This window comes from Caecibacter sp. AF58-12pH5A, from assembly GCF_027681725.1.
Lineage (GTDB): Bacteria > Bacillota > Negativicutes > Veillonellales > Megasphaeraceae > Megasphaera > Megasphaera hominis.
In genome coordinates this window covers 53,018-76,835 of record NZ_JAQDBC010000006.1, presented here as the reverse complement: position 1 = coordinate 76,835, position 23,818 = coordinate 53,018, and the positions used below count along the sequence as shown (strand labels likewise).

Sequence of the window (23,818 nt, the reverse complement as noted above, 5' to 3'; positions counted from 1 at the left end):
GCTACCTCCTAGAACTGTTTTAAGAACCGCATGTCATCTTCATAGAACAGACGCAGGTCGTCTACGCCGTATTTGAGCATGGCAATACGTTCTATGCCCATGCCAAAGGCAAAGGCCGTGACTTTTTCCGGATCATAGCCGTTCTGGCGCAGCACGTTCGGATGGGTCATGCCGCAGCCCAGGATTTCCAGCCAGCCCGTGTGCGAGCATACACGGCAGCCCTTGCCGCCGCACATGACGCAGGAAATGTCCACTTCGGCGCTCGGTTCCGTGAAGGGGAAGAAGCTGGCGCGGAAGCGTACCTTTGTCTTGGGCCCGAAGATTTCGCGCAGGAAGTCTTCGAGCATGCCCTTGAGGTCGGAGAAGCGGATGTCTTTGTCGACGATCATGCCTTCCATCTGATGGAAGACCGGCGAATGGGTGGCGTCGTAGTCCCAGCGGTATACCTTGCCCGGGGCGATGATCTTGAAGGGTTCGTTCGGCTTGTGGGCCTGGAGGGTCCGCGATTCGAGCGGCGATGTATGGGTGCGCAGGAGGATTTTGTCTGTAATATACATGGAGTCCTGCATGTCCCGGGCCGGATGGTCATCGGGGAAGTTGAGGCACTGGAAGTTGTAGTAGTCCGATTCGATGTCCGGACCTTCGACGATGGAAAAGCCCATGCGCATGAAGGCTTCTTCCATTTCCCGTGCGGTCTGGTGCAGGATGTGTTCGTGGCCCATGAGGGGCTTTCTGCCCGGCAGGGTGATGTCGATCTTTTCCGATTCGATTTTTTTCTGCAGGGCCTGCTGTTTGAGTTCGGCCATGCGCTGCTGCAATGCGTCTTCAATGAGGGAACGGGCCGTGTTGACCATTTGGCCGACTTGCGGGCGTTCTTCTTTGGACAGTTTGCCCAGTTCTTTCATGAGGGCTGTGAGTTCACCTTTTTTGCCCAAGTATTTGACCCGGATATCCTGGATATCCTGCAGGGCTTCGCTCTTGTCGAGCTGTTCGCTGACAGCCGCTTTGATGGCGTCAATTTTTTCCTTCATCATTTGGTGTTTCCTCCTCTAGTAAAAAAAAATAGACTCCCGCCCCGAAAGGGGCGAAAGTCTGATTTCGCGGTACCACCCTAATTTGTACTCTCTATCCTGTAACGGGAATTCCCGTCCTGCCTACTCCGTTCAGCAGGAAGCTCCAAAGTGAACGCATATGCCGGCCGGCGCGGTGCTCTCAGTCACGGCATCCGTTTCCTGTATGGGCCTTACGCGTATGCTCTCTTTTTCATAGCCTTGTCTAACGCTATTGTATCAGTAAAGTGTCTTGTTGGCAATAACCAGACGCTGAATCTGGTTCGTACCTTCGTAGATCTGCATGATTTTGGCGTCACGCATGTATTTTTCGACGGGGTATTCTTTGATATAGCCATAGCCGCCCATGACCTGGACAGCGTCGGTCGTAACCTGCATGGCAATATCCGAGGCATTGCATTTGGCAATGGCTGCTTCGCGGGAGAATTCCATACCCTGGTCTTTCATCCAGCAGGCGCGCTGTACGAGGAGACGGGCACCTTCTACCTTCATGGCCATATCGGCGATCATGGCCTGGACCATTTCGAAGGAGGCAATCGGTTTGCCGAACTGTACGCGGACCTTAGCGTATTCGCTGCAGGCGCGGAAGGCAGCTTCGGCGATGCCGACGGAAATAGAGCCTACGAAGGGACGGGCTGCGTCGAGGGTTTCCATAGCAATACGGAAACCATGGCCTTCGCGGCCGAGACGGTTTTCTACGGGTACGAAGCAGTCCTGGAAAATCAGTTCTGTCGTGTTGGAAGCACGGATACCCATTTTGTTTTCAGCTTTGCCGATGGTGAAGCCCGGTGTGCCTTTGCGCACGATGAAGGCCGTCAGGCCGCGTACGCTCGGGGTCTTGCGGGTATTGGCAAAGACGACGAATACTTCAGCTAAGGCGCCGTTGGTGATAAAGCATTTGGTCCCATTGAGGACATAGCCGCTGCCGTCTTCGGTTTTGGCAGCCCGTGTCGAAACGGAGCCGGCGTCAGAGCCTGTGCCCGGTTCGGTGAGAGCAAAAGCAGCCAGATAATCTTCATTGATAATATCGAAATAGCGCTGTTTCTGTTCATCATTCCCGGCGATGATCACGGGATACGAAGCCAGTGCGTTGGCGGCTACAGAGGTAGCTACACCGGCGCAGCCTTTAGCCAGTTCTTCATAAAGGGCAGCGATCGTAACGGCATCGAGTCCGGCTCCGCCAAATTCTTCCGGAATGGCAATGCTCAGGAGTCCCTGTGCTGCCAGTTTGTCGAGCAGGCCTTCGTGCAGCTTGCCTGTTTCATCCATTTCGGACGCATACGGTACGATTTCCTTCTGCACCAAATCACGAACGACTTTAATCAGCTCCTGCTGTTCGTCATTAAAAGCAAAATCCATGTTGATACCAACCTTCCATTGTCAAATAAGTACGCCCTGGGGAATGCGTTCTAGTCATCATATTTGCGTAAAATATAAAAGGAAGAACGCCCCTTGACAACCACCTTGTTCTCTTCATCCATCAATTCACACTCTGCTACGATGGTCCGGCCGCCGTGGTGGACGACCTGGCCGACGCCTACGATCTTCTGTCCCGGGTGTACAGGACGGATATAGTTCATGTTGATTTCCAATGTCGTGACCTGGTAGCCCAGGGAGCGGCTGGCCATACCCATGAGGGTATCACAAAAGGCCGCCAGTACCCCGCCGGCTGCAATGCCGCGGTAGTTGCACAGGTGCTCCTCTATGTCGAAGGTGACACGCACCCAGCCTTCATCTACATCGTCAATCTTACAGGGCAGATTCTGGAAATAGGGAATTTGCGAAACACCCTGGCGGATATTAAAGACACGGCGTTTCAGGACTTCTGACGCCTCATTATCTTTACGTTCACTCATTCCCATCGGCTCCTTCTGTCTGCATTTCATAGGCACCTGTAACAAAGTATGTACCCTTGCCATGGGCCAGATACCGGTCGCCGTCGTCGTAGAAGTCGCACGTTACGACCATGGTTGTCCGTCCATTGTGCAGTATATGGGTCTTCCCGCGGATTACCGTGTCCGCCAGGGCCGGGCGCAAGTAGTTCATGGCCAGGTCCAGCGTGAGGACGGCTTTGCCGGCGACAGCACAGGCTGTTTCCATTGCCGAATCGGCCATGGAATAGAGGACGCCGCCGTAGAGTGTCCCGTTCGGGTTGCCCCATTTGGTACCTACATTGTGAAATACAAGTTCCGTATCATCTTCATCAGCTTTGAGAACATGAAAATCCATAAAGCGGTCGTAGGGATTGTATTGCAATTCCCGTTCCATCTGCTCGATGCTTACCTTCTTCACGCTACATCCACTCCCCCATACTGTTGAAAATAAATACTTTTATATTGTACAATACCAGGCCCCAAACGTCAAACGCATTTTTCGCATACCTATGCCTTTTACGAACATTATGTGAAGCGGCGCGACAAAGACCTTTTCTTTTTTTGAGGGACATTAAAAAAGACTTCCCTTCGGAAGTCTTTCGCAACATGCCTGACCTGGTTTTTACCCCCACACTCGCCTGCTGGGACGTTCGCTCATAGATGATCTGCATCCCCCACTACTAGCCCTCTCGCTTTTCGCGGCAGGTCTTACTTCTAGGCCGCACTATGATCAGAGCCATTTTGGCTCCTTACGTGGATCGCTTCGTCTGCGACTGACATCGACTTTCAACCACAGCACATGCTACTTTGGTATTATACGGGAGAATGGGCTGGCCTGTCAATACAGCCCGGAGGCGGTACAAAAAAAAGAGCTTCCCTGAGGAAACTCTTTTTTTGACCGGCTTAGAATTTGTAGCCCATACCGACCTGCCAGCCTTTGACGGTATCGTCGTAGTTGTCTACGTCGATATCGGAGCGGCGGTACATAATGTGGGCATCCCAGTTATCCGTAATGTCGTAGCCGACACCGACGGAATACGTATTGGCATCATCGCCGACGCCGACAGAGGCAAAGCCCTGCCAACGGGCTGCCAAGGGGATCTGGCCGCGCAGGCCGACCTGGTAGCCATAGTAATGGTCGTTGCGGTACGTATCGGCTTTGATGTAGCTCATGCCGCCGTAAGCGGATACGTAGGGATTGAAGCGATAGACGCCGAGGAGATAGTGTTCGTTCAGCTTGTTGTCGTTATCGCCCTTGGTGTAGTTGTTCATGTACTGCAAGTCGACGCGGGGGTTGATCGTGTAGGACACGTCGCCACCGGTGAAGCGGCTGTCGGCGCCGCGGTCGCCTTCTTTTTGGTCGAAGCCATAGTTGACGTTGGCTTTCAGGTCCCCTGTCTGGGGATTTTTATTCGGTGCTGCCATGGCCAGGGAACTGACAGATACGGCCACGACGAGCATGCCGAGCAATACGTTTTTCTTCATCTAATAAGCACCTCCAAAGACTCTGCCTTTCTCAGTATAGTATCTATTATACGCTAGTAACGGAATGTTTTCAAATTTCCGTTGCTTATGAGATTCTTCTAGGCCTTAGCCGGGGCTATGCCGTAGCGCGCCAGGAGTTCCTCTGCCGCTTCAATGACCTGGGCAGCCGTAATGACGGAAATCCCTTCGTACTTGCCTTCTTTGATGATTTTTTTCATGCTCTTGCCCACTTCGTAGTGGTCCGTCGATTCGAGGACGATGGCCTTATCCGTATAGGGGCCGTAAAAGAAGGGATTGCTCGGCCCGTAGAGTGCGACGACGGGCACGTGCTGGCTGACGGCGACGTGCATGGGGCCGCTGTCGTTGGTAATGAAGAGGGAGCAGCGGTGAATGGCTGCGGCCAGCTCGCCTAAGGCAAACTGCCCCGTAGCGATGATGCACGGGTGCTGCGTGTAGCCCGTGGCGTCCTTGACCATGTCGAGGTCCATGGTGCCGCCGAAGAAGACGCAGCGGTAGCCCTGGTCACTGAAATAATCGGCGACGGCTGCAAAGCGGCGGGGCGGCCAGCGTTTTTGCGCGACAGCGCTGCCGATGTTAAAGCCGATGAGCTTGTCTTCCTGGCGGACGCCGTTTGCTTCATAAAAGGCACGGGCTGTATCTTCCCAGGCCGGGCAGGTCTCGAATTGGAGGCCGTCGTTGCGGCGGTCTGTAATGCCCATCTGTTCGAGGACGTTAATATACATGTCGGCTGCGTGCAAGTGGATGCGGTCGAGATGGGTATAGCGGTCCATAAAGGGACGGAAGAGGAAGTGGCTCATGCCGTCAAATTCCTTGGCACCAATGGTCCAGGCGAGAAAGCTCGTCCGTTCATTAGGGTGCAGGTTGATGAGAATGTCGTAGTGATTGTGATGCAGGCTGCGGCCAATGTGCCACAGGGCCTTGATGGAATTGTCCTTCCCTTTCTTATCGACGGTAACCAAATGGTCGATGTTGGGGTTGTAGCGCACGACGTCAGCGAGCTTTTCATCGACGACGAGGGTGATGTCCGAGCCCGTGGCGTGACGGCGCAGGACCTGCAGAAAGGGAGTAATGAGGACCAAGTCGCCTAAATGCATGAGAAAGGTGACGATAATTTTCTTATGACGCAGATTGATCATCCGTAACCCTCCTTAATGCCGTTTCATAAGCCTGCCAGACCTTGTCTGTCGTAATCTGGGCCATGCACGCCGGGTCATCGATGAGCGGATGCTCCGGTGTAGCCTGGGACGTCGGGGAAATGAGGAGATGGATGTACGATCCATCCTTGCCGCCGTACGGGCCGGTGCGGTCCGGGCTCGTCGGTCCAAAGAGGGCGACGAGTTCCTTTTTCAGGGCATTGGCAATGTGCAGGGGGCCCGTGTCGGCGCTCAGGTACACCTGGGACATGGCAATGGCTGCCATGAGCTCGCGCAGATTGGTCTGGCCGGTAAAGTCGTAGACCAAGGGCGAGCCGACGCTGTCACAGATGGTTCTCCCCTTGCCGGCTTCGGCCGGACTGCCCAGAAGGACAGCTGCCATGCCCGTCGCCGTGACGCGGCGCAGGAATTCGCTCCACTGCGGGAGGGGCCATTCCTTGACGTCCCAGCGGGCGCCCGGTACGACAGCAATGTACGGTCCCGTAAGGCCGGCTGCAGCAAAGCGCTGGCGCATGGTTTCCTTTTCTGCCGCAATGGACGGCAAGGGAAATTCCACCCGGTCTACAGTGCCGCCGAGGACGCGCACCGTATCGAGGTAGCGTTCGATGACGTGATCCTGCTTGTGCGGTCCTGCAAGGCCTTTGCTGACGAGGAAGCTGCCTTCGCGCATTTCCCAATAGCCGTATTTTTCCTTGGCGCCGCTGCACCAGGCGACGATGGCGCTCTTAGCCAGGCCCTGCAGGTCCAGGCAGAGGTCAAAGTCGTAGGCGTGCAGACGTTTACGCAGGTCTTTTATGTAGGACAGGCTTTTTAATTTCTTTTTGTCAATGTAAATCACATCATCAATATAGGGCTTTCCCGGCAGGACGGCAGAGAAATTCTCGTGTACGGCCCAGACAATACGGGCGTGCGGGCAATTTTGCCGCATGGCGTAGAGCGTCGGCAGGGCGTGCAGGACGTCGCCGAGGGAGCTCATTTTGATGATTAAGATGTTCTTATACTGTTTCATGTTCTCTCTCTTCGAGGACGCGGCTAACGAAGTCGTCCAGGCGGCCGCCGGTAAAGAGGTAGCCGTCCATACCGGCAGCGTGGGCACAGGCAACGTCCTTTGGGTTATCGCCGATCATAAAGGATTGGCTCAGGTCGACGTCGTAATCCCGCGCTGCCTGGAGGACCATGCCCGGAGCGGGCTTGCGCCAGTCGCTTTTTTTGTCGTATTGGGAAAGGGCTGCGCCTTCCAGGTAGGGGCAGTAATAGACGGCCGTAATGGTACCGCCGGCTTTAGCAAATTCTGCCGTCATGTAGTCGTGCAGGACGTGTACGTCGTCTTCTGTATAGTAGCCCCGGGCGACACCGCTCTGATTGGTGACGATGAAGATGGCATAGCCCAGCCGGGTCAGCGTGGCTACGGCTTCTTTGGCCCCGTCTACCCAGATCAGGTCTTCTGCCCGGTGCAGGTAATGCGTGTCTACGTTGAGGACACCGTCGCGGTCAAAAAAGACGGCTTTGATCATTCGAAGTACCCGTCGCTTTTTTCGAGGATGCTGCAGTATTCCTTGACGGCTTCGTGCAGAAGCGTAAAGCCCCGGTCATAGCCGGCTTCCATGAGCTTCGTCGTGTCGGCCTGGGTGTAGCTCTGGTATTTGCCCTTGAGGATTTCCGGGAAGGGTACGTATTCGATGGTGCCTTTGCCGCAGTAGTCGATAATGCCGTGTACGAAATCGTTGAACGTGTGGCCTATGCCGGTACCGCAGTTGTAGATACCCGACAGTTCCGGGTGTTCCCAGAAATAGAAAATGACGTTGACTACGTCGTTGACGTAGATGAAGTCGCGGATCTGGCCGCCGTTTTCAAAGCCGCCGGTACCTTCAAAGAGGGTAATCTTGCCGGTCTTCTGCAGTTCGTGGTATTTCTGGTAAATGAGGGAGGCCATGCGGTCCTTGTGGTTTTCCTGGGGACCGAAGACGTTGAAATAGCGGAAGCCCACGATTTGTCCTTTGGAAAGAGGCAGCATGCGCCGTACGTAGCGGTCGAACTGGAGCTTCGAGTAGGCATAGGGATTGAGGGCCTGTTCGCACGCCGGGTCTTCGCGGAAGCCGTTGCGGCCGCTGCCATAGGTAGAAGCCGACGAGGCATAGAGGAAGGGAATCTTGCGCTGCATGCAGTAGCGCAGGAGGTTCTTGCTGCCTTCGTAGTTGTTTTTCATCATGTACCGGCCGTCGTAGTTCATCGTATCGGAGCAGGCGCCTTCATGGAAGACGACGTCGATATAGCCGTAGTCGAAGGTGTCATCTTCCATCTGCTGGGCAAAGTCTTCGTAGTCCATGTAATCGTAGAACTGCAGGCCCTGGAGATTGCGGCACTTGCGGCCGTCTGTGAGATCGTCGACGATGAGGATGTCGTCGATGCCGCGGTTATTGAGCTGTTTTACAATATTGCTGCCGATAAAACCGGCACCACCTGTTACAATTTTCATAATCTGCCTTCCTTTACTAATGCTGCGATTTTATTTACGAGTCCTGTTGTCGAATAGCCTTCTTCAAAGGAGATAATTTCTACGCGCTTAACGAATTCCCGGCCGACGACTTCGTCTGCCTTGTAGTCGCCGCCCTTGACGAGGATGTCCGGCTTGAGGACGGACAATAGCTCGTGCGGTGTGTCTTCGTCAAATATGACGACTTCATCGACACAGCCTAAGGCGCTCATGATGACGGCCCGGTCTTCCTGGCGTACGAGGGGCCGTGTTTCCCCCTTGAGACGCGTTACGGAGGCGTCGGAGTTGAGGCCGACGATGAGGTGGTCGCCGAGCATGGCGGCCTGCTGGAGATAGAGGACGTGGCCGCGGTGCAGAATGTCGAAGCAGCCGTTCGTGAAGACGACGGTTTCGCCTTTTTCCTGCCACTGGCGGATTTTGTCCGCTGTCTGGTCCCAGTCGAGGGGCCGGTACGGTGCCCAGCGCGGCGGCTGCCATTCAGACCAGAGCTCGATCATTTCGCTGCGGTGAATGGGATAGGTGCCGACCTTACGGACGACAATGCCGGCGGCGGCGTTGGCAATCTGCAGGCCCGTACGGATGGACAAATGGCCGGCAATGGCCGATAAAAAGGCTGCGGCTACGGTGTCGCCGGCGCCGGAGACATCGAAGACTTCCTGGGCCGTAGCGGGATTGTTCCAGACCTTGCCGTCTTTGTTGATGACCGTAATGCCCTTTTCCGAGCGCGTGACCATGAGGTTTTTGAAGTCATACTGGCTGAGGAGCTCGGTGGCGGCGGCAACGACGGCGTCGCCTTCGTTGGCTACGTCGCGGCCAATGCATTCGGACAATTCTTTCATATTGGGCGTAACGAAATCGGCGCCTTCGTATTTCGTCCAGTCCTTCCCTTTCGGGTCGACGAGGACGGGAATATGGGCGGCCTTTGCCGTTTCAATGATCCGTTTGGCCACTTTTTCCGTGAGGACGCCTTTTTTGTAGTCCGACAGGATAATGCCGTCCAGGCCGGCGCTGATGCAGCCGTCGAGCCACGTAGCGAGCTCTGCCGTTTCTTGGTCATTGAGGGGGGTTACTTCTTCAAAGTCCAGGCGCACCATTTGCTGGCGTGCGCCGAGGATGCGCATTTTGGTCGTCGTCGCGTGGCCCGTCCGGGCTACCATGCCGTAGCCGTTGATGCCTTCCTCTTCGAGGAGACGGTGCAGGAGGCGGGCGTTATCGTCGTCGCCAATGAGGCCGGCCAGGTAGACGTTGCAGTCCAGGTTGGCCAGGTTGGAGGCGACGTTGGCAGCGCCGCCGAGTACGGATTTGACGTGTTCTACGCGGTTTACCGGCACAGGTGCTTCCGGCGAAATCCGTTCTACCTTGCCGAAGACATAGCGGTCTACCATAATGTCGCCAATGACAGCGATGCGCAGCTTGGGCAGTACGTTGTTCAAGAAGTTGTCAATATATCGGTCCGTCATTTGATCACCTGTTTCATTTATTTTTTTCTGTATCATGTCCCATAAGGTGCTTCAGTTCAGCCATGAAGCTGTCCAAATCAGCAAACTGCCGGTATACAGAGGCGAAACGGATATAAGCGACTTCGTCGACGTTTTTCAGTTCTTCCAGTACCATTTCACCTATTTTTACGCTCGGTACTTCCTGGACGAGGGAGTTGCGTATCTTGCGTTCGACGCGCGTTACGATGGCTTCGATCTGCGGCCGTGTGACGACGCGCTTGTTGCACGCCCGGATAAGGCCGTTGAGTATTTTATTGCGGTCGAACAGTTCCCGGCTGCCGTCTTTTTTTATGACTGTCAGTGGTTCTTCTTCTACCATTTCGTAGGTCGTAAAGCGACGGCCACATTGCAGGCATTCCCGGCGGCGACGAATGGCACGGCCGTCGTCGGTGGCGCGCGTGTCTGTCACTTTCGTGTCATCGTTTTTGCAGAATGGACATCTCATGTTAATTTCCTCCTGGGAATTTCATCCATCGAAAAAAAAAGCGGGTCCCCCAGGATCCGCTTTTTGATTTGCTTTATTATTTCATCCACGACGGGATTTCTACACCGCCGACATCGCTCTTATCGGCTTTGCCGCCTTCCTGTCCGAAGGAAGGAATGGTGGACGGTTCTTTGCCAAAACCGGTAGCAACCACAGTAATGCGGATGGAATCTTCTTCCATATCCGGATCGATGACCTGGCCGAAGATGATGTTTGCATCGGGGTCAACAGCTTCTGCGATTTTTTCTGCTGCTTCGTTGATTTCGTACAAGCTGACATCGGGGCCGCCTGTGACGTTGAGCAAGATGCTCTGGGCACCGTCGATACCGGTTTCCAGCAAGGGGCTGTGAATGGCTGCATCGACAGCATCGAGGGCACGGTTTTCGCCTGTGCCGAGGCCGATACCCATGATGGCTTCGCCCTGGTCGGACATGACTGTCTTGACGTCAGCGAAGTCGAGGTTGATGAGGCCTGTCGTCGTGATCAGGTCGGAAATGCCCTGTACGCCCTGGCGCAGTACGTCGTCGGCTTTGAGGAAGGCATCCTTCAGCGGTGTCTTCTTGTCGATCATCTGCAGCAGTTTATCGTTCGGGATCGTAATGATCGTGTCTACCTTTTCTTTTAAGTAGGCCGTACCTTTTTCAGCCTGTTCTTTACGGCGTTTGCCTTCAAAGGAGAAAGGCTTGGTTACGACAGCAACGGTCAGTGCGCCCAGATCCTTGGCACATTCGGCTACGATTGGTGCTGCACCGGTACCGGTACCGCCACCCATGCCGGCTGTGACGAAGACCATGTCGGCACCCTGCAGGGCTTTGATGATGTCTTCTTTGCTTTCGAGGGCTGCCTGTTCGCCAACCTGCGGATTGGCACCGGCGCCGAGACCACGGGTCAGTTTTTCACCGATCTGAATTTTCACGTCGGCTTTGGAAACTTCCAACACCTGGTCTTCCGTATTGACGGAAATAAACTGTACACCCTGAAGTCCTGCTTCTATCATACGGTTCACAGCGTTGTTACCACCGCCGCCGACACCTATTACTTTTATATTCGCATTGTCTGCCATGTTACTACTTCCTCCTTTAAAAAAGGTCTACACTCCTGTACTGATAGGATTTCTTTATTATTTTACACTATATTGAGAAATTAATCTACAGGCTTTTTAAAATTCTTTCACATAGTTTTGGCCTTTTACAGGCTTTTTTCAGGCAAAGAGACGGCAAAACCAAAGCATGACGCGCTGGGGCAAAAGGCCCGACGCCAGCCGGATCAGTTTGGCTTGCCAGCCCGGTACGGACAGTTCCCGCCGGGCTTCGATATCGTGCCAGACTTCTTGCATGACGGCAGCGCTCTTGCCGGGGAGAAACAAGCGGGGAAAATACCGGCTGCCCCCTTCCTGCCGCGCTGCCGAGACAAATTCCGTATCGCCTACCCAATAGGGACAGACGGCGGTAACGCTGATGCCACGGGGCTGCAGCTCCTGCCGCAGGGCCCGGCTGTAGCGCAGGAGAAAGGCCTTGGCGGCGGCATAGACGTTAAAATACGGGATGGGCAAAAAGGCGGCGACGGAAGAGATAAAGACCAGGCGGGCGCCGCGTTTCATATAGGGCACGACGCTCTTCGTCAGGGCCAGGGAGGCTTCGCAGTGGATGCGGATCATGCCGAGCTGTCCCCGGGTGGTCAGGTCTGCCGTCGGGCCGATGCGGCCAAAGCCGGCGGCGTGAATGACGCAGGCAATATCCGGCCGGGCTGCCTGTATGAGTTCGTCCAGCTCGTTCCAGCTCGCTTCCTCCGTAAGGTCGAGGGCGATGACGCGGGCCTGTGTCGTAAGGCCGGCTGCTACCTCTTCCAGACGGTCGCGGCGCCTGGCCAAAAGCCAGATTTCGTCTAAGCCCTGACGGTCTGCGTAGGCCGCACATTGCCGGCCCAGGCCGCTCGAGGCGCCGGTGATGATGGCGATCTGCATACTTCTCCCCCCTTTTCATAAAAAAAGCCAAACAGGTTTTGCCCCGCCTGGCTTTTTCTTCCACATGACGCCTAGTTGCTCTTGACGAGTGGTGACTGTGGATCCGTATCGATGTACTGTACCATAAGGCGTTTGCTCTTCACTTCGTTTAACAGCTCTTCTGTCAGTGTCGCCCGCGTACCCGGTTCGTTGACGCTGCCCAGGTGGATGGGCACGGAGTCCGATGTATAGGCTACGACTTCATCGGGATTGCCTACATTGATTTCCGTTACGGTCTTACGAATATCCGGTGAAAGGTCCTGCAAATATTCGAGGGACGACAGGATGGCCTGGTCGTGGATGGTATCGCCCAGGAGCAGCGTGTCTACGCGTTTGCCCGTAATGAGCGGTACCGATACGCCTTTAATTTGCGAGCCGTTCTGGATGACCGTGCCGGTCTGGTCGATATAGGCAAAGCCGTACATGGTCGTTACGACGGCGACGACCTGCCGTTCTTTCATGCGGATATGGATGGTAGCCGGAAATTCCCGCGTAATGTCTACATCGGCGACACGCAGGTCTTTTTTCAGCTCACTGGCCATCGTATCCGGCGAAAGCTGGACGACGTTGATGAGGTTGTTCTTGATACCGCTGGCTTTGTAGACGTCGTCAAAGGACATCTTGTCATTGCCGTCGACAATGACCGTACCGAAGGGTACCGGCGCCAGCCACAGGAAGAGCCAGAAAAGAAAGACGAGGAGGACCGTAATGAGGGCCAGGAGACGGCGCTGACGGCGACGCTGGCGGCGCTGGCGGATGAGCTCCTTACGGCTTCTGCGGGCACGGCGGCGGGCGATGCGCTTTTGCGTCGGCCCCTTGGCTTCGTTTACTTCTTGATTGGGTACATACGACGTATCCGCATCAACCTGGGGCGGAATAAAGACTTCCTGTGTCCGCCGGCGTATTTCGTAGGTATCATTGTAGGTCATATATGCATTTTTACCTGCACCGGATGTCTTATTCTTTGTATGTATACTCATAATTCAACCCTGCACCAATCAGAATTTACCAATAGCAGCTTCCTGTAAAATCCGTTCGCATAATTCCGGAAATGCAATGCCTGCAGCCCGGGCGGCATCGGGAACGAGGCTCGTTGCTGTCATGCCCGGTACGGTATTGATTTCGAGAACGAAGGGATTGCCTTCCTTATCGGTCATGATATCGACACGGGAAATGCCGTTGCAGTGGCACAGATGGAATACATCCAGGGCCAGGGACTGCATTTTTTTCGTCAGCTCTTCGGAAATAGGTGCCGGGCAGAGGTGTTTGGCTACGCCTGGCGCGTATTTGGAATAGTAGTCGTATTTGCCCGTGCTGGAAACGATCTGAATGACCGGGAAGGCCATGTCGTCCATGACGGCGACGGTGAATTCATCGCCGTCGATGAAGGCTTCGGCGACGATGGAATTGCTGTACTTGAAGGCTTCTGCCAGGGCGTCGTGCATTTCCTGTTCGCTCGTGACGATGACTGTACCGATGCTCGAGCCCTGGGTCGACGATTTGATGACTACCGGGAAGGAAAAGCGCTGCATAATGTCGGCAGCAATGGCGTCCTGGGTCTGGCTGTCAAAGTAGTAGGCAAAGGGAGCCGTAGCAATGCCGGCACCCTGGAAGGCACATTTGCTGAGTACCTTATTGAGGCCGACGGCGCTGGCCATGACGCCCGGACCCGTATAGGGAATATTCATCATTTCGCACAACCCCTGGAGGACACCGTCTTCACCGTAACGGCCGTGGAGGGCGTTGAAGACGACGTCGTAGCCGCCTGCCTTGAGGTCTGCGGCAAAGTCTTTCGGTACGAGTTCCAGTACGTGGGCCGTGTAGCCTTTTTGCTGCAGTGCGTCGGCAATGGCCGCACCGGTACGGCGTGATACGTCGGCTTCTGTCGACGGGCCGCCAACGACGACGGCAATCTTTTTATCTTTCATGTCCATTTATTTCTTCTCCATTTCCTGTACGTACTGTTCACCGATCTGGTAGATATCGCCGGCACCCATGGTAATGATCAGGTCCTGCGGGCGGGCGTTTTCTTTGAGATAGCCTACGAGCTCGCGTTTATCGGCAATGTAGGTCACATCCTGGCCGGTCGTTTCTTTGACCTTGCGGGCAATAAGTTCCCCGTTGATGCCGGGAATGGGATCTTCACCGGCGCTGTAGACGTCGGTAATGATGAGCTTGTCTGCATTGGCAAAGGCGCCGCCAAAGTCATTGAGGAGCAGCTTCGTCCGCGTATAGCGGTGGGGCTGGAAAAGACAGACTACGCGGTGCGTTCCCATATCGCGGGCCGCCGTAAGGGTGGCGTTGATTTCTGTCGGATGGTGGGCATAGTCGTCGACGACCCAGACGCCGGCGACGTGGCCTTTGGTCTGGAAGCGGCGTTTTGCGCCATGGAAGTGGGCCAGGGCCTTGGCAATTTTGTCGAAGGGAATGCCGCACGTCAGGGCTACGGCTACGGCTGCCAGGGAATTGAGCACGTTGTGCCGGCCGGGCACGCAGAGGCTGATGGTACCCAGGTTTTGTCCGTCGTGCCATACTTCGTAATAGAGACAGCCCTGATCGTAGCGGATGTTGCGGCCGTTGTAGTCCGCTTCTTCTTCGAGGGCGTAGGAAATATAGCGGCGGTCCAGGTCTTTGGCCAGGGCGCGGATTTTTTCGTTTTCAAAGCAAAGGACGGCCAGGCCTTCTTGCGGGTCTAAGCGGTCCAGGAATTCGTGGAAGGCCCGGACGATGTTTTCGAGAGAGCCGTAGTGGTCCATGTGGTCTGCGTCGATATTGGTGACGACAGCCATGTAGGGCCGTTCCTTGAGGAAGGAGCCGTCGCTTTCGTCGGCTTCGACGATGACGTACTCCCCTTTGCCGAGGACGGAGTTGCAATGGAGGTAATCGACTTCGCCGCCGATGACCAGTGTCGGGTCTGTATCGCTTTCATAAAAGACCTGGCCCAGCATGGACGAGGTCGTCGTCTTGCCGTGGGCACCGGCTACGGCAATGCCCTTGCCCCAGCTCATGATGTGGATGAGCGCATCGGAGCGATGGATGACGGGGATGCCCAGGCGGCGGGCTTCGACGAGTTCGACGTTGTTGTCGCGAATGGCCGAGGAAATGATGACAACTTCGGCTCCGGCTACGTTTTCTGCCTGCTGGCCGATGAAAATGCGGGCTCCCATCTGTTCGAAGCGTTCCGTCGTCGCTGACGGGCGCAAATCGGAGCCGGAAACAGCGTAGCCTTTTTCTATAAATATATTGGCAATGGCGCGCATGCCTGCACCGGCGATGCCGATGAAGTGAACGCGCTGTACCTTGTTGAGATCAACCATAATTTTTCCCATCTTTCTGCCCTTATTGGCGTTTTTCAGAACCGCGGGCAATGGACAGTGCCAGTTCGGCAATGTCGTGGGCGGCCTGCGGGCGGCCTTTGGATTTGCTGGCTTTAGCCATGCGGGCCAAAGCTGCCGGATCGTTTTTGAGATGAATGATTTCGTCTAACAGCTCGTGTCCGTTGAGCATCTTGTCGAGGATCATCTTGGCGGCGCCGCACATGACCAGGGCCTGTGCGTTGTAGCGCTGGTGATCTTCTGCTGCATACGGATACGGAATGAGGATGGCCGGCAAACCGCGTACGGTCAGTTCGGCCAGGCCAACGGCACCGGCCCGGTAGACGGCCAGGTCGGCTGCTGCCAGGGCTTCCGGCATGTGATGCAGGTAGGGAATGATGTGGCTGCCTGCACCGTAGCGGCCTTTGCCGTCAATGCCTTCGAGCTGGGAAACGACGCGGTCGTATTCGTGATCGCCTGTGACGTGCAGGATCTGAATGTCTTCGCTGTCACGGAAATAGCGGTGCACTTCGATCATGGCGTTGTTGATGGTGCGGGCGCCACGGCTGCCGCCGGCGACGAGGAGCGTGAATTTATCCGGGTCGAGACCGAGGAGGGCCCGGCCGTGTTCACGCGTACCGGTGAGGATGTCCTTACGGACAGGGTTGCCCGTATAGACCAGGTTTTTCTTGTTTTTGAAGCGTTCTGCTGCTTCTTCGTAGCCTAAGGCCACGCAGCGGACGAAGCGGCTCAGGATCGTATTGGTAACGCCGGGAATGACGTTTTGTTCCTGTACCATCGTCGGCACGCCGCTGAGGCTGGCTGCCAAAAGGACGGGGCCGCAGACGAAGCCGCCTGTACCGATGGCCACGTCGGGCTTAAATTTATGAATAATCCGTTCTGCCTTAAGCACACTGCCGGCAGTCTTGCCTAAGGTGATGAAATTCCGAAATGAAATCTTACGTTCCAGTCCACGTACATCGAGCGTAACGAAAGGGAATCCCTCATTAGGAATCAGCGTATTTTCCAGGCCAATCTTGGATCCAACATAAAGAAATTCTGTGGGTTCAATGTCTGCTATTGCCCGGGCGATGGTAATAGCAGGATAGATATGCCCCCCTGTTCCGCCTCCGGAAATAATAACTCGGCGCATGTTCCTTTCCTCCCTATACTAGTGTTTTCCTATTGATTAAATCGCGTTAACTATCCCTTTGAACACACGTCCGCGCTGCTCATAATTGTCATACATATCATAACTCGAACAAGCCGGTGATAAGAGCACGTTCTGTGGCGGCTTGGCTAGCTTGCGTGCCAGCATGACAGCTTGTTCCATGCTGTTGCCGGCTTTACGAATATCTTTTACGCCTGCCTTTTCGGCGGCGGCAGCAAAGCGTTCCGTCGCTGCGCCGATGAGGATGAGCGTATCGACCTTTTCTGCCGCTAAGGCCATGAATTCGTCGAGAGGCGTGAGCTTGTCATAGCCCCCGGCAATGAGGATCAGGTGGCCCGGGAAGGCAGCCAGTGCTTTTATGGAAGCGTCTGTATTCGTGCCTTTAGAATCGTTATAATATGTTACGCCATTCAGGGTGCGTACCGGTTCGATCCGGTGTTCGACACCCTTGAAGTGTTGCAGTACCGTGCGAATGACCGGCAAAGGTGCACCGGCTACGTAGGCCATAAGTGCAGCTGCCAGACAGTTTTGAATATTGTGTTTGCCGAATAGTTTCAGCTCTGTTTCTTTGCAAATGAGCGTATCCTTGCCGTCCATACGCAGGACCAGGTTGCCGTCCTTGGCAAAAGCGCCGACCGGCACTTCGCCTTCGGTGGAAAACCAGAGGACCGTACCGGTCATGTCCGGTTCCATCGGGTGTACGAGGGCGTCGTCATAGTTGAGCAGGGCGAAATCGCTCTTGTCCTGGTTGAGGAAAATGCGTTTTTTCGCTGCTACGTAGGCTTCCATCGTGTGGTGACGATCGAGGTGGTCCGGCGTAATGTTCAGGATGACGGCGGCCTTGGCTTTCAGGGTACGCGTAAATTCCAGCTGGAAGCTGGACAGTTCTGCTACGACGACGTCTTCCTTGGGCAGGTCTTCTGCCTGCAGGGACAAGCCGTAGCCGATATTGCCGCCAATGACCGTTTCCCGGCCGGCGGTCTTCATGATTTCGCCTAAGAGGGTGGTAGTCGTCGTCTTGCCGTTCGTGCCGGTAATGGCCAGGATGTCCGCATCGGTGACGCGGCAGGCTACTTCGACTTCACTCCAAATGGGCAGCTTGCGGGCTGCCGCTTCCTTCATAATCGGAATTTCCGGAGAAACGACGGGCGAAGGGACGACGATATCGATGTTGTCGAGAAGAGCCGCTTCCTGATGGCCAAAGACGAGCTGTACGCCGTCGGCTTTCAATTCATTCCAAGGTTCCCCTTGGGCGTCGACATTCTTGACATCATTTAATATGACCGAAGCGCCGTGACAGGCCAGGGCCTCCGACGCAGACCGGCCACTGATACCGGCACCGATGACTAACACACGTTTTCCAGAAAAATCCATTATGCTCATATTCACACCTGCTTTTAGACGAAATCAGACGGTTGGTTTTTATTTCCACGCCAAAACGATAAAAATCGAAAGAATGGCCATGAGGGCCGAAAAGCTCCAAAATACAGTTACTACTTTTACTTCGCTCCAGCCGGATAATTCAAAGTGGTGATGAATGGGGCTCATCTTGAAGACCCGTTTGCCCGTCGTCTTGAAGGAAATGACCTGGATGATGACGGAGAGGGCTTCAATGACGTAGAGGCCGCCGGCGATGATGAGGAGCAGTTCTGTTTTCGTCAGGATTGCCATGGCAGCCAGGGCACCGCCCAGGGCCAGGGAGCCTGTGTCACCCATGAACATCTTGGCCGGGTGCTGGTTGTAAAAGAGGAAGCCCAGGCAGGCGCCGGTCAGGGCCGCACAGAAGACGACGAAGTGCACGTAGCCCAGGGCTACGGCGATGACTACGTAGGCGACGGACGTAATGGCGCAGGAGCCTGCTGCCAGTCCGTCCAGGCCGTCGGTCAGGTTGACGGCGTTGCTCGTGCCGACGATCATGACGAAGACAAAGAGATAATAAAACAGCCCTAAATCAATATTCCAGGTGGTAAAAGGAATCCACAGGGTTGTCGGGAAATTCAGGTATTCTTTCAGGATGAAGCAAAAGATTGCGGCCATGACGAACTGGGCTGCCAGCTTTTGCTTGGCTGTCAGGCCCAGGTTGCGGTGCTTGATGGCCTTGATGGAGTCGTCGAGAAAGCCGATGACGCCGTGACCAAAGGTCAGGAACAAGGCCAGGCCCTTGCGCAAGTCGAGGGGATTAAAGATCAGGCACGACACGATGAGGGCCGCCAGTATCAACACGCCACCCATGGTTGGCGTGCCGGCTTTATACTTATGACTCTGAGGACCTTCTTCGCGTTCCGACTGGCGGGCGTGAAAATGTTTCAATTCCCGGATTACCAGGGGACCCAGAGCCAAAGCCACGATAAGGCTTACGGCAAAACCAAAGAGCAGCGTATTTAACATCAACATTACTTCCTTTCAAAATAAGGCAATATTTTTTCCATGGCAAAGCCACGGGATCCTTTTAATAAGATAGTGTCGCCAGGCTGCAGGAGTTCCTGCAGGCGCGCTGCCGCTTCGGCATGGGTAGCTGTCGTGTACACGGCGGTAAGGCCCTTAGCGCGGGCTGCGCTGGCAATGCCGGCTGCCAGGTCACCGAGGGTAATGAGAATGTCAATACCCAGGTCAGCGGCTTCGGCGCCGATGGCTGCATGTTCTTTTTGGGCCCACTCGCCCAGTTCGAGCATGCCGCCGAGGACGGCGATTTTGCGTCCTTTTGTGAGCAGCGTGAGTGAACGCAGGGCTTCGCTCATGGAAGCCGGGTTGGCATTGTAGGCGTCGTTAATAAACGTATAGTCGCCACAGCGCACGAGTTCCTGGCGCATAGGCATGCCGCGGTATTCGGCCAGGCCCTTGGCGAGCTGATGCTCCGAAAGGCCCAGGAGGCGTCCTACGGCAATGGCCGCCAGAGCGTTGTATACGTTATGCCGGCCAATGACGGGCATGTGGATATCGAGTACCTGGTCAAAGCAGCGACAGGCAAAGCGGATACCCTTTTCGTTGCACGTAATGCGGCTGGCCCGGATGGCGGCGTTGCTGGTCACGCCATAGCCTACGACTTTGCCGCGGCAGAGATCGGCCATGGCAGCGACGTAGGGATCATCCTGGTTGAGGATGGCGGCGCCGTTTTCGGGCAGGGCTTCTACGAGCTCGCTTTTGGCCTTGGCTATATTTTCCTGGGAGCCCAGGAGTTCGATATGGCTTTTGCCGACGTTCGTGACGACGCCGATGGTCGGTTCGGCAATGGCGGCCAGCTCGGCAATCTGGCCGAGGCCGCGCATGCCCATTTCTACGACACACACTTCATGTTCCGGCGTAAGCTGCAGGAGCGTACGGGGCAAGCCGATTTCGTTGTTGAAATTCTTTTCTGTCTGCAGGACGTGGTAGCGCTGGGACAATACAGCGGCAATGATGCTGCGTGTCGACGTCTTGCCGACAGAGCCCGTAACGGCGACGATGGGAATGGCAAAGCGGCGCCGGTGAAAACGGGCCAGGTCCTGATAGGCCGTTTCCGTGTTGGCTACGAGAAAGACGGCAAAACCGGGTACGTTGTATTCCGGCCGGTCTTCCGACACGACGGCTCCTAAGGCGCCTTGTTCGCGTGCCTTGAGGACGTAATCGTGGCCGTTGAAGCGTTCGCCCTTGAGGGCGACGAAGAGCGCTCCCTGGCTGATCGCCCGCGTATCCGTTTCGGCCTGGCTAAAGGTCCGGTCCGGTACGTCATATACGAGGCGGCCGCCTGTGGCCTGTACCACTTCATCCAGTGTGAATCGTGCCATTTCTTATCTCCCCTTTAAAGCCAGGACGGCGTCTCTGGCTACTTCGCGATCGTCGAAATGGATAGTCCCCGTATTGAGGATCTGATAATCTTCATGGCCTTTGCCGGCAATGAGGACGATATCTCCCGGCTGGGCCAGTTCGACAGCCCGGTAAATGGCCTGACGGCGGTCGACAATGACTTCGTGCTGCTGGCCCGGGCGCAGGCCTTCTTTGACACCGGCTTCTACTTCAGCGACAATGGCGTCGGGGTTTTCCGAACGGGGATTGTCGGACGTAACGATGGGAATGTCTGCCTTTTCGGCGGCAATGCGGCCCATGATCGGCCGTTTCGTACGGTCCCGGTCACCGCCGCAGCCAAAGACGGCGAGGATGCGCTTCGGCTTCATATCGCGCGCCGTTTCGAGGGCCTTTTCCAGGCTGTCCGGCGTGTGGGAATAGTCGACGACAATGGCAAAATCCTGGCCGGCTTCGACGAGTTCAAAGCGGCCCGGTACAGAATGGAAATCCTGCAGTGCTTTTTCTATGGTTGCCAGATCTACGCCTTCTGCATGGGCGGCGCCAATGGCGGCCAGCGTGTTGTAGACGTTGAAGAGGCCGGTAATATTCATTTTCAGATGGACCGTGCCGAAGGGGCCGGTGACGTCGAAGGCCGAGTGTTTCAGTTCAACCGACAGGTTGGCGCCCTGAAGGTCGGCTTTCTTTTCTACGCCGTACGTGAGGACTTTGCAGTGGCAGGCCTTGAGAATGCCGTCAGCGTAGGCGTCGTCGATGTTGACGATGGCCGTTTTGTTATCCTTGACGTGTTCTTCCCGGCTCAGGCTCTGGAAAAGCTTGGCTTTGGCGGCCAGGTAGTTTTCGAAGGTTTTATGGAAATCGAGGTGGTCCTGCGTGAGGTTCGTGAAGACGGCTGTATCGTATTCGATGCCGGCAACGCGGTTTAAGGCCAGGGCGTGGCTCGATACTTCCATGACGACGTGGGTCATGCCGCGGTCGTACATGAGGGCCAGGAAGCGCTGCAGTTCGATGACGTCCGGTGTCGTATTGTGGATCGGCAGTTCTTCGTCGTCGATGAGGGCGTGAATCGTGCCAAGGACGCCGACGTGATGGCCTGCGGCGCGCAGGATGTGGGCAATGATGTGGCTCGTCGTCGTCTTGCCGTTCGTGCCGGTGACGCCGATCATGCGCATTTTCTTGCCGGGATAGTCATAGAAATAGGGCACCATGTCTTCTACGGCGTGGTGTACGTCCGGTACCATGATCTGGACGGCCTTTTGCGGCAGCGGCAGGTGCTTCGTCGTGAGGATGGCAACGGCGCCCTTTTCGACTGCCTGGGCGGCGTATTTCGAGCCGTCTGTGTGAACGCCGGCAAAGCAGACGAAGAGATAGCCCGGTTCAATATCGCGGGAGTCTGACGAGATCCCCGTAATCTGTGTGTTGGCATTGCCATCTATGTTATATATTCCCTTGATTTGTTTACAAAGTTCAGCGATTGATTTCATGTGTAGGTGTTCCCCCTTTTTTTGTATTGCAAGCTATGCGTACAGAACAGAAAAACAACAATAGCAGCCTTAAAACAAGGCTGCTCATGCTGCCGCACTAATGGCTGGTATTGGCTGTTCCGGACGTTTCATGAGACTGACCATACAAGACAGTAACTGGCATTACCATACCCAATTTTTTGGCCTCCTTGTAAATCCTGTCAGGAGTCCCTAATTTGGCAATATCCACGCGGAGCATTTCGTTTTCATGCTGCAGCTGGCGCGCATGCAGCTTGTGCTGCATGAGGACGTAGCTGTTGTTGGCCTTGATTGCCGATAAGGCAACACAGGCCAGCATAAAGACGCCAATGATACCAACGATGACGATGGTCTGTCGTAAGAGCCGGCCAAACCGTCGTTCTTCCATGCCCGCGTATGATGTTGTGCCGGACTGCCCGTGTTCCTGCAGTCCCTCATAGTGAGTATATCCAGCTTTTCTGGCCAGCATATTATAACACATCCCATCAACAATAAAAACAATAAATCTCGTTTATTTTATCAATTTTATTTATGTATACCAACCCGTAATTTCGCACTGCGGGCCCGTGGATTTGCTTCGATTTCTGCCGCCGCCGGCTCAATGGCATGGCGCTGTACGCGCAGGCTGGCGTGGTGGTGGCAGACACAGACCGGCAGGTCCGGCGGACAGATGCAATCCGTCGCCAAGAGCTTTAAGGTCTGCTTGACAATGCGGTCTTCCAGGGAGTGGAAGGTAATGACGCAAATATGGCCGCCCGGCTTTAACCGCCCGGCTGCCGTTTCTACGGCCTGCCGCAGAATCCCCAGTTCATCGTTTACTTCGATGCGGATGGCCTGAAAGGTCCGTTTTGCCGGATGGGGACCGTCCTTGCGGGCACCAGCGGGAATGGCCTTCTTGATGACCGATACCAGCTCGGCCGTCGTCGTCAGCGGTGCGTCCTTGCGGGCCGCTACGATGAACGCGGCAATGCGCTTGGCCCAGCGTTCTTCGCCGTAGTCCTTGATGATCCGGTAGAGCTCGCCTTCACTGTACGTATTGACCACGTCGTAGGCGCTTTTGCCCTGGGACCGGTCCATGCGCATGTCGAGAGGGCCGTCCTGCATGTACGAAAAGCCCCGTTCCGGTGTGTCGAGCTGGTAGCTGGAAACGCCCAGGTCAAACATGACGCCGTCTACGTAATCGATCTGCAGCTCGTCCAGTACGTCGCCGATGTAGCGGAAGTTCTTTTGTACGGGAATGAAGCGGCAGCCTACGTCGGCCATGCGGGCTGAGGCAGCGTTTATAGCCGTCTGGTCCTGGTCGAGACCGATGATCGTGCCGTCGTCGGCCAGGTGTTCTGCCAGGTAATGGGAATGGCCGCCACCGCCGAGGGTGCAATCTACGTAGATGCCATGGGGATCGCCCAAGAGGTGCTCGATAGTTTCGTTGCGCAATACGCTTATATGATGAAATTCCATGAATGCTCCTATAAATCGAAATCCAGATCTTCCAGTTCTTCGGCTATTTCTTCCATAGCCGGAACGGTTTTGGCAGCGTAGGCTTCATAGGCTTCTTTATCCCAGATTTCAATGGTGTCGCCTGTACCGAGTACCGTTACTTCCCGGCTCAAGCCTGCGTAATCACGGAGCGTTGCGGGAATGAGGATACGTCCTGTCCGGTCAAATTCCAATTCCGCCGCGCTACCGAAGAGAAAGCGTTTAAAAGCGCGTACTTTTTCCTTGCTCGTATGCAGCTTTTTCATTTTATCCGCCAAGGCCTGCCAAGCCTCCGACGTGTACACAGAAAGACAGCCCTCCAGGCCACGGGTAACAACACAAGAAGCGCCCAGTTCTTCGCGGAACTTAGCCGGCATGATAACCCGGCCTTTGGCGTCGATGGCGTGTGAATATTCTCCCATGAACATGGCAGGACCCTCCTTTCTGTACTTTTTATCACTTTTCACCACATTTTACCACATTTTCACACTG

24 protein-coding genes are annotated in these 23,818 nt (G+C 55.3%); all 24 read right to left on the bottom strand.

Annotation, left to right across the window (positions count from 1 at the left end; translation table 11 throughout):
• Positions 1-8: 8 nt before the first annotated feature.
• The 24 genes from pheS to mraZ all read right to left on the bottom strand — a co-directional run bounded on the left by pheS (position 9) and on the right by mraZ (position 23,754).
• Entirely contained in the window at positions 9-1,034 is a 1,026-nt protein-coding gene (gene pheS / locus PGX44_RS04820) for a phenylalanine--tRNA ligase subunit alpha (RefSeq protein ID WP_480207307.1), read from the bottom strand.
• 255 nt (positions 1,035-1,289) lie between these two features.
• On the bottom strand, positions 1,290-2,429 hold the full coding sequence (locus PGX44_RS04815; protein WP_498854447.1) for an acyl-CoA dehydrogenase family protein: 1,140 nt from the start codon (positions 2,427-2,429) through the stop codon (positions 1,290-1,292).
• Between the two features lie 50 nt (positions 2,430-2,479).
• Complete coding sequence (locus PGX44_RS04810; RefSeq protein WP_186502266.1) at positions 2,480-2,926, bottom strand: PaaI family thioesterase; 447 nt, start codon at positions 2,924-2,926, stop codon at positions 2,480-2,482.
• Positions 2,919-3,362: a PaaI family thioesterase gene (locus tag PGX44_RS04805; protein WP_288201344.1), complete on the bottom strand. Its 444-nt coding sequence runs from the start codon at positions 3,360-3,362 to the stop codon at positions 2,919-2,921. Before PGX44_RS04805 ends, PGX44_RS04810 begins: the two co-directional genes overlap by 8 nt.
• Before the next feature lie 485 nt (positions 3,363-3,847).
• On the bottom strand, positions 3,848-4,429 hold the full coding sequence (locus tag PGX44_RS04800) for a porin (protein ID WP_186502267.1): 582 nt from the start codon (positions 4,427-4,429) through the stop codon (positions 3,848-3,850).
• A gap of 98 nt (positions 4,430-4,527) precedes the next feature.
• A complete protein-coding gene (locus tag PGX44_RS04795) occupies positions 4,528-5,586 on the bottom strand; it encodes a glycosyltransferase family 9 protein (protein WP_498854446.1) in 1,059 nt (352 codons plus the stop codon).
• Complete coding sequence (locus tag PGX44_RS04790; RefSeq protein ID WP_498854445.1) at positions 5,567-6,613, bottom strand: glycosyltransferase family 9 protein; 1,047 nt, start codon at positions 6,611-6,613, stop codon at positions 5,567-5,569. The genes PGX44_RS04795 and PGX44_RS04790 overlap by 20 nt, the downstream gene beginning before the upstream one ends.
• Entirely contained in the window at positions 6,600-7,118 is a 519-nt protein-coding gene (locus tag PGX44_RS04785; protein ID WP_498854444.1) for a D-glycero-alpha-D-manno-heptose-1,7-bisphosphate 7-phosphatase, read from the bottom strand. The genes PGX44_RS04790 and PGX44_RS04785 overlap by 14 nt, the downstream gene beginning before the upstream one ends.
• Positions 7,115-8,080: an ADP-glyceromanno-heptose 6-epimerase gene (gene rfaD / locus PGX44_RS04780; RefSeq protein ID WP_498854443.1), complete on the bottom strand. Its 966-nt coding sequence runs from the start codon at positions 8,078-8,080 to the stop codon at positions 7,115-7,117. The genes PGX44_RS04785 and rfaD overlap by 4 nt, the downstream gene beginning before the upstream one ends.
• On the bottom strand, positions 8,077-9,558 hold the full coding sequence (gene rfaE1 / locus PGX44_RS04775; protein WP_498854442.1) for a D-glycero-beta-D-manno-heptose-7-phosphate kinase: 1,482 nt from the start codon (positions 9,556-9,558) through the stop codon (positions 8,077-8,079). The genes rfaD and rfaE1 overlap by 4 nt, the downstream gene beginning before the upstream one ends.
• A gap of 13 nt (positions 9,559-9,571) precedes the next feature.
• Entirely contained in the window at positions 9,572-10,042 is a 471-nt protein-coding gene (gene nrdR, locus PGX44_RS04770; RefSeq protein WP_498854441.1) for a transcriptional regulator NrdR, read from the bottom strand.
• Between the two features lie 76 nt (positions 10,043-10,118).
• Complete coding sequence (gene ftsZ / locus PGX44_RS04765; protein WP_186502276.1) at positions 10,119-11,144, bottom strand: cell division protein FtsZ; 1,026 nt, start codon at positions 11,142-11,144, stop codon at positions 10,119-10,121.
• A 138-nt stretch (positions 11,145-11,282) separates the two neighbouring features.
• Positions 11,283-12,044 (bottom strand): SDR family NAD(P)-dependent oxidoreductase, encoded by a 762-nt coding sequence (locus PGX44_RS04760; protein WP_498854440.1) that lies wholly within the window; start codon positions 12,042-12,044, stop codon positions 11,283-11,285.
• Positions 12,045-12,115: 71 nt separating this feature from the next.
• Complete coding sequence (locus tag PGX44_RS04755) at positions 12,116-13,012, bottom strand: cell division protein FtsQ/DivIB (protein WP_498854439.1); 897 nt, start codon at positions 13,010-13,012, stop codon at positions 12,116-12,118.
• A gap of 69 nt (positions 13,013-13,081) precedes the next feature.
• Positions 13,082-14,011: a D-alanine--D-alanine ligase gene (locus PGX44_RS04750; protein WP_498854470.1), complete on the bottom strand. Its 930-nt coding sequence runs from the start codon at positions 14,009-14,011 to the stop codon at positions 13,082-13,084.
• 6 nt (positions 14,012-14,017) lie between these two features.
• A complete protein-coding gene (gene murC / locus PGX44_RS04745; RefSeq protein ID WP_498854469.1) occupies positions 14,018-15,400 on the bottom strand; it encodes a UDP-N-acetylmuramate--L-alanine ligase in 1,383 nt (460 codons plus the stop codon).
• Positions 15,401-15,422: 22 nt separating this feature from the next.
• Positions 15,423-16,550 (bottom strand): undecaprenyldiphospho-muramoylpentapeptide beta-N-acetylglucosaminyltransferase, encoded by a 1,128-nt coding sequence (gene murG, locus PGX44_RS04740; RefSeq protein WP_186502282.1) that lies wholly within the window; start codon positions 16,548-16,550, stop codon positions 15,423-15,425.
• 36 nt (positions 16,551-16,586) lie between these two features.
• The gene (gene murD, locus PGX44_RS04735; protein ID WP_498854438.1) at positions 16,587-17,951 is read right to left on the bottom strand and encodes a UDP-N-acetylmuramoyl-L-alanine--D-glutamate ligase; all 1,365 of its coding nucleotides are present in this window, start codon (positions 17,949-17,951) and stop codon (positions 16,587-16,589) included.
• A gap of 39 nt (positions 17,952-17,990) precedes the next feature.
• A complete protein-coding gene (gene mraY / locus PGX44_RS04730; protein WP_498854437.1) occupies positions 17,991-18,956 on the bottom strand; it encodes a phospho-N-acetylmuramoyl-pentapeptide-transferase in 966 nt (321 codons plus the stop codon).
• A 5-nt stretch (positions 18,957-18,961) separates the two neighbouring features.
• Positions 18,962-20,332, bottom strand: coding sequence for a UDP-N-acetylmuramoyl-tripeptide--D-alanyl-D-alanine ligase (locus tag PGX44_RS04725; protein ID WP_498854436.1), 1,371 nt, complete (start codon positions 20,330-20,332; stop codon positions 18,962-18,964).
• Between the two features lie 3 nt (positions 20,333-20,335).
• A complete protein-coding gene (locus PGX44_RS04720; RefSeq protein ID WP_498854435.1) occupies positions 20,336-21,832 on the bottom strand; it encodes a UDP-N-acetylmuramoyl-L-alanyl-D-glutamate--2,6-diaminopimelate ligase in 1,497 nt (498 codons plus the stop codon).
• Between the two features lie 97 nt (positions 21,833-21,929).
• Positions 21,930-22,238, bottom strand: coding sequence for an FtsB/FtsL family cell division protein (locus PGX44_RS04715; RefSeq protein WP_288201359.1), 309 nt, complete (start codon positions 22,236-22,238; stop codon positions 21,930-21,932).
• A gap of 137 nt (positions 22,239-22,375) precedes the next feature.
• Positions 22,376-23,308: a 16S rRNA (cytosine(1402)-N(4))-methyltransferase RsmH gene (gene rsmH, locus PGX44_RS04710; RefSeq protein ID WP_498854434.1), complete on the bottom strand. Its 933-nt coding sequence runs from the start codon at positions 23,306-23,308 to the stop codon at positions 22,376-22,378.
• A gap of 8 nt (positions 23,309-23,316) precedes the next feature.
• Complete coding sequence (gene mraZ / locus PGX44_RS04705; protein ID WP_186502292.1) at positions 23,317-23,754, bottom strand: division/cell wall cluster transcriptional repressor MraZ; 438 nt, start codon at positions 23,752-23,754, stop codon at positions 23,317-23,319.
• Positions 23,755-23,818: the final 64 nt, after the last annotated feature.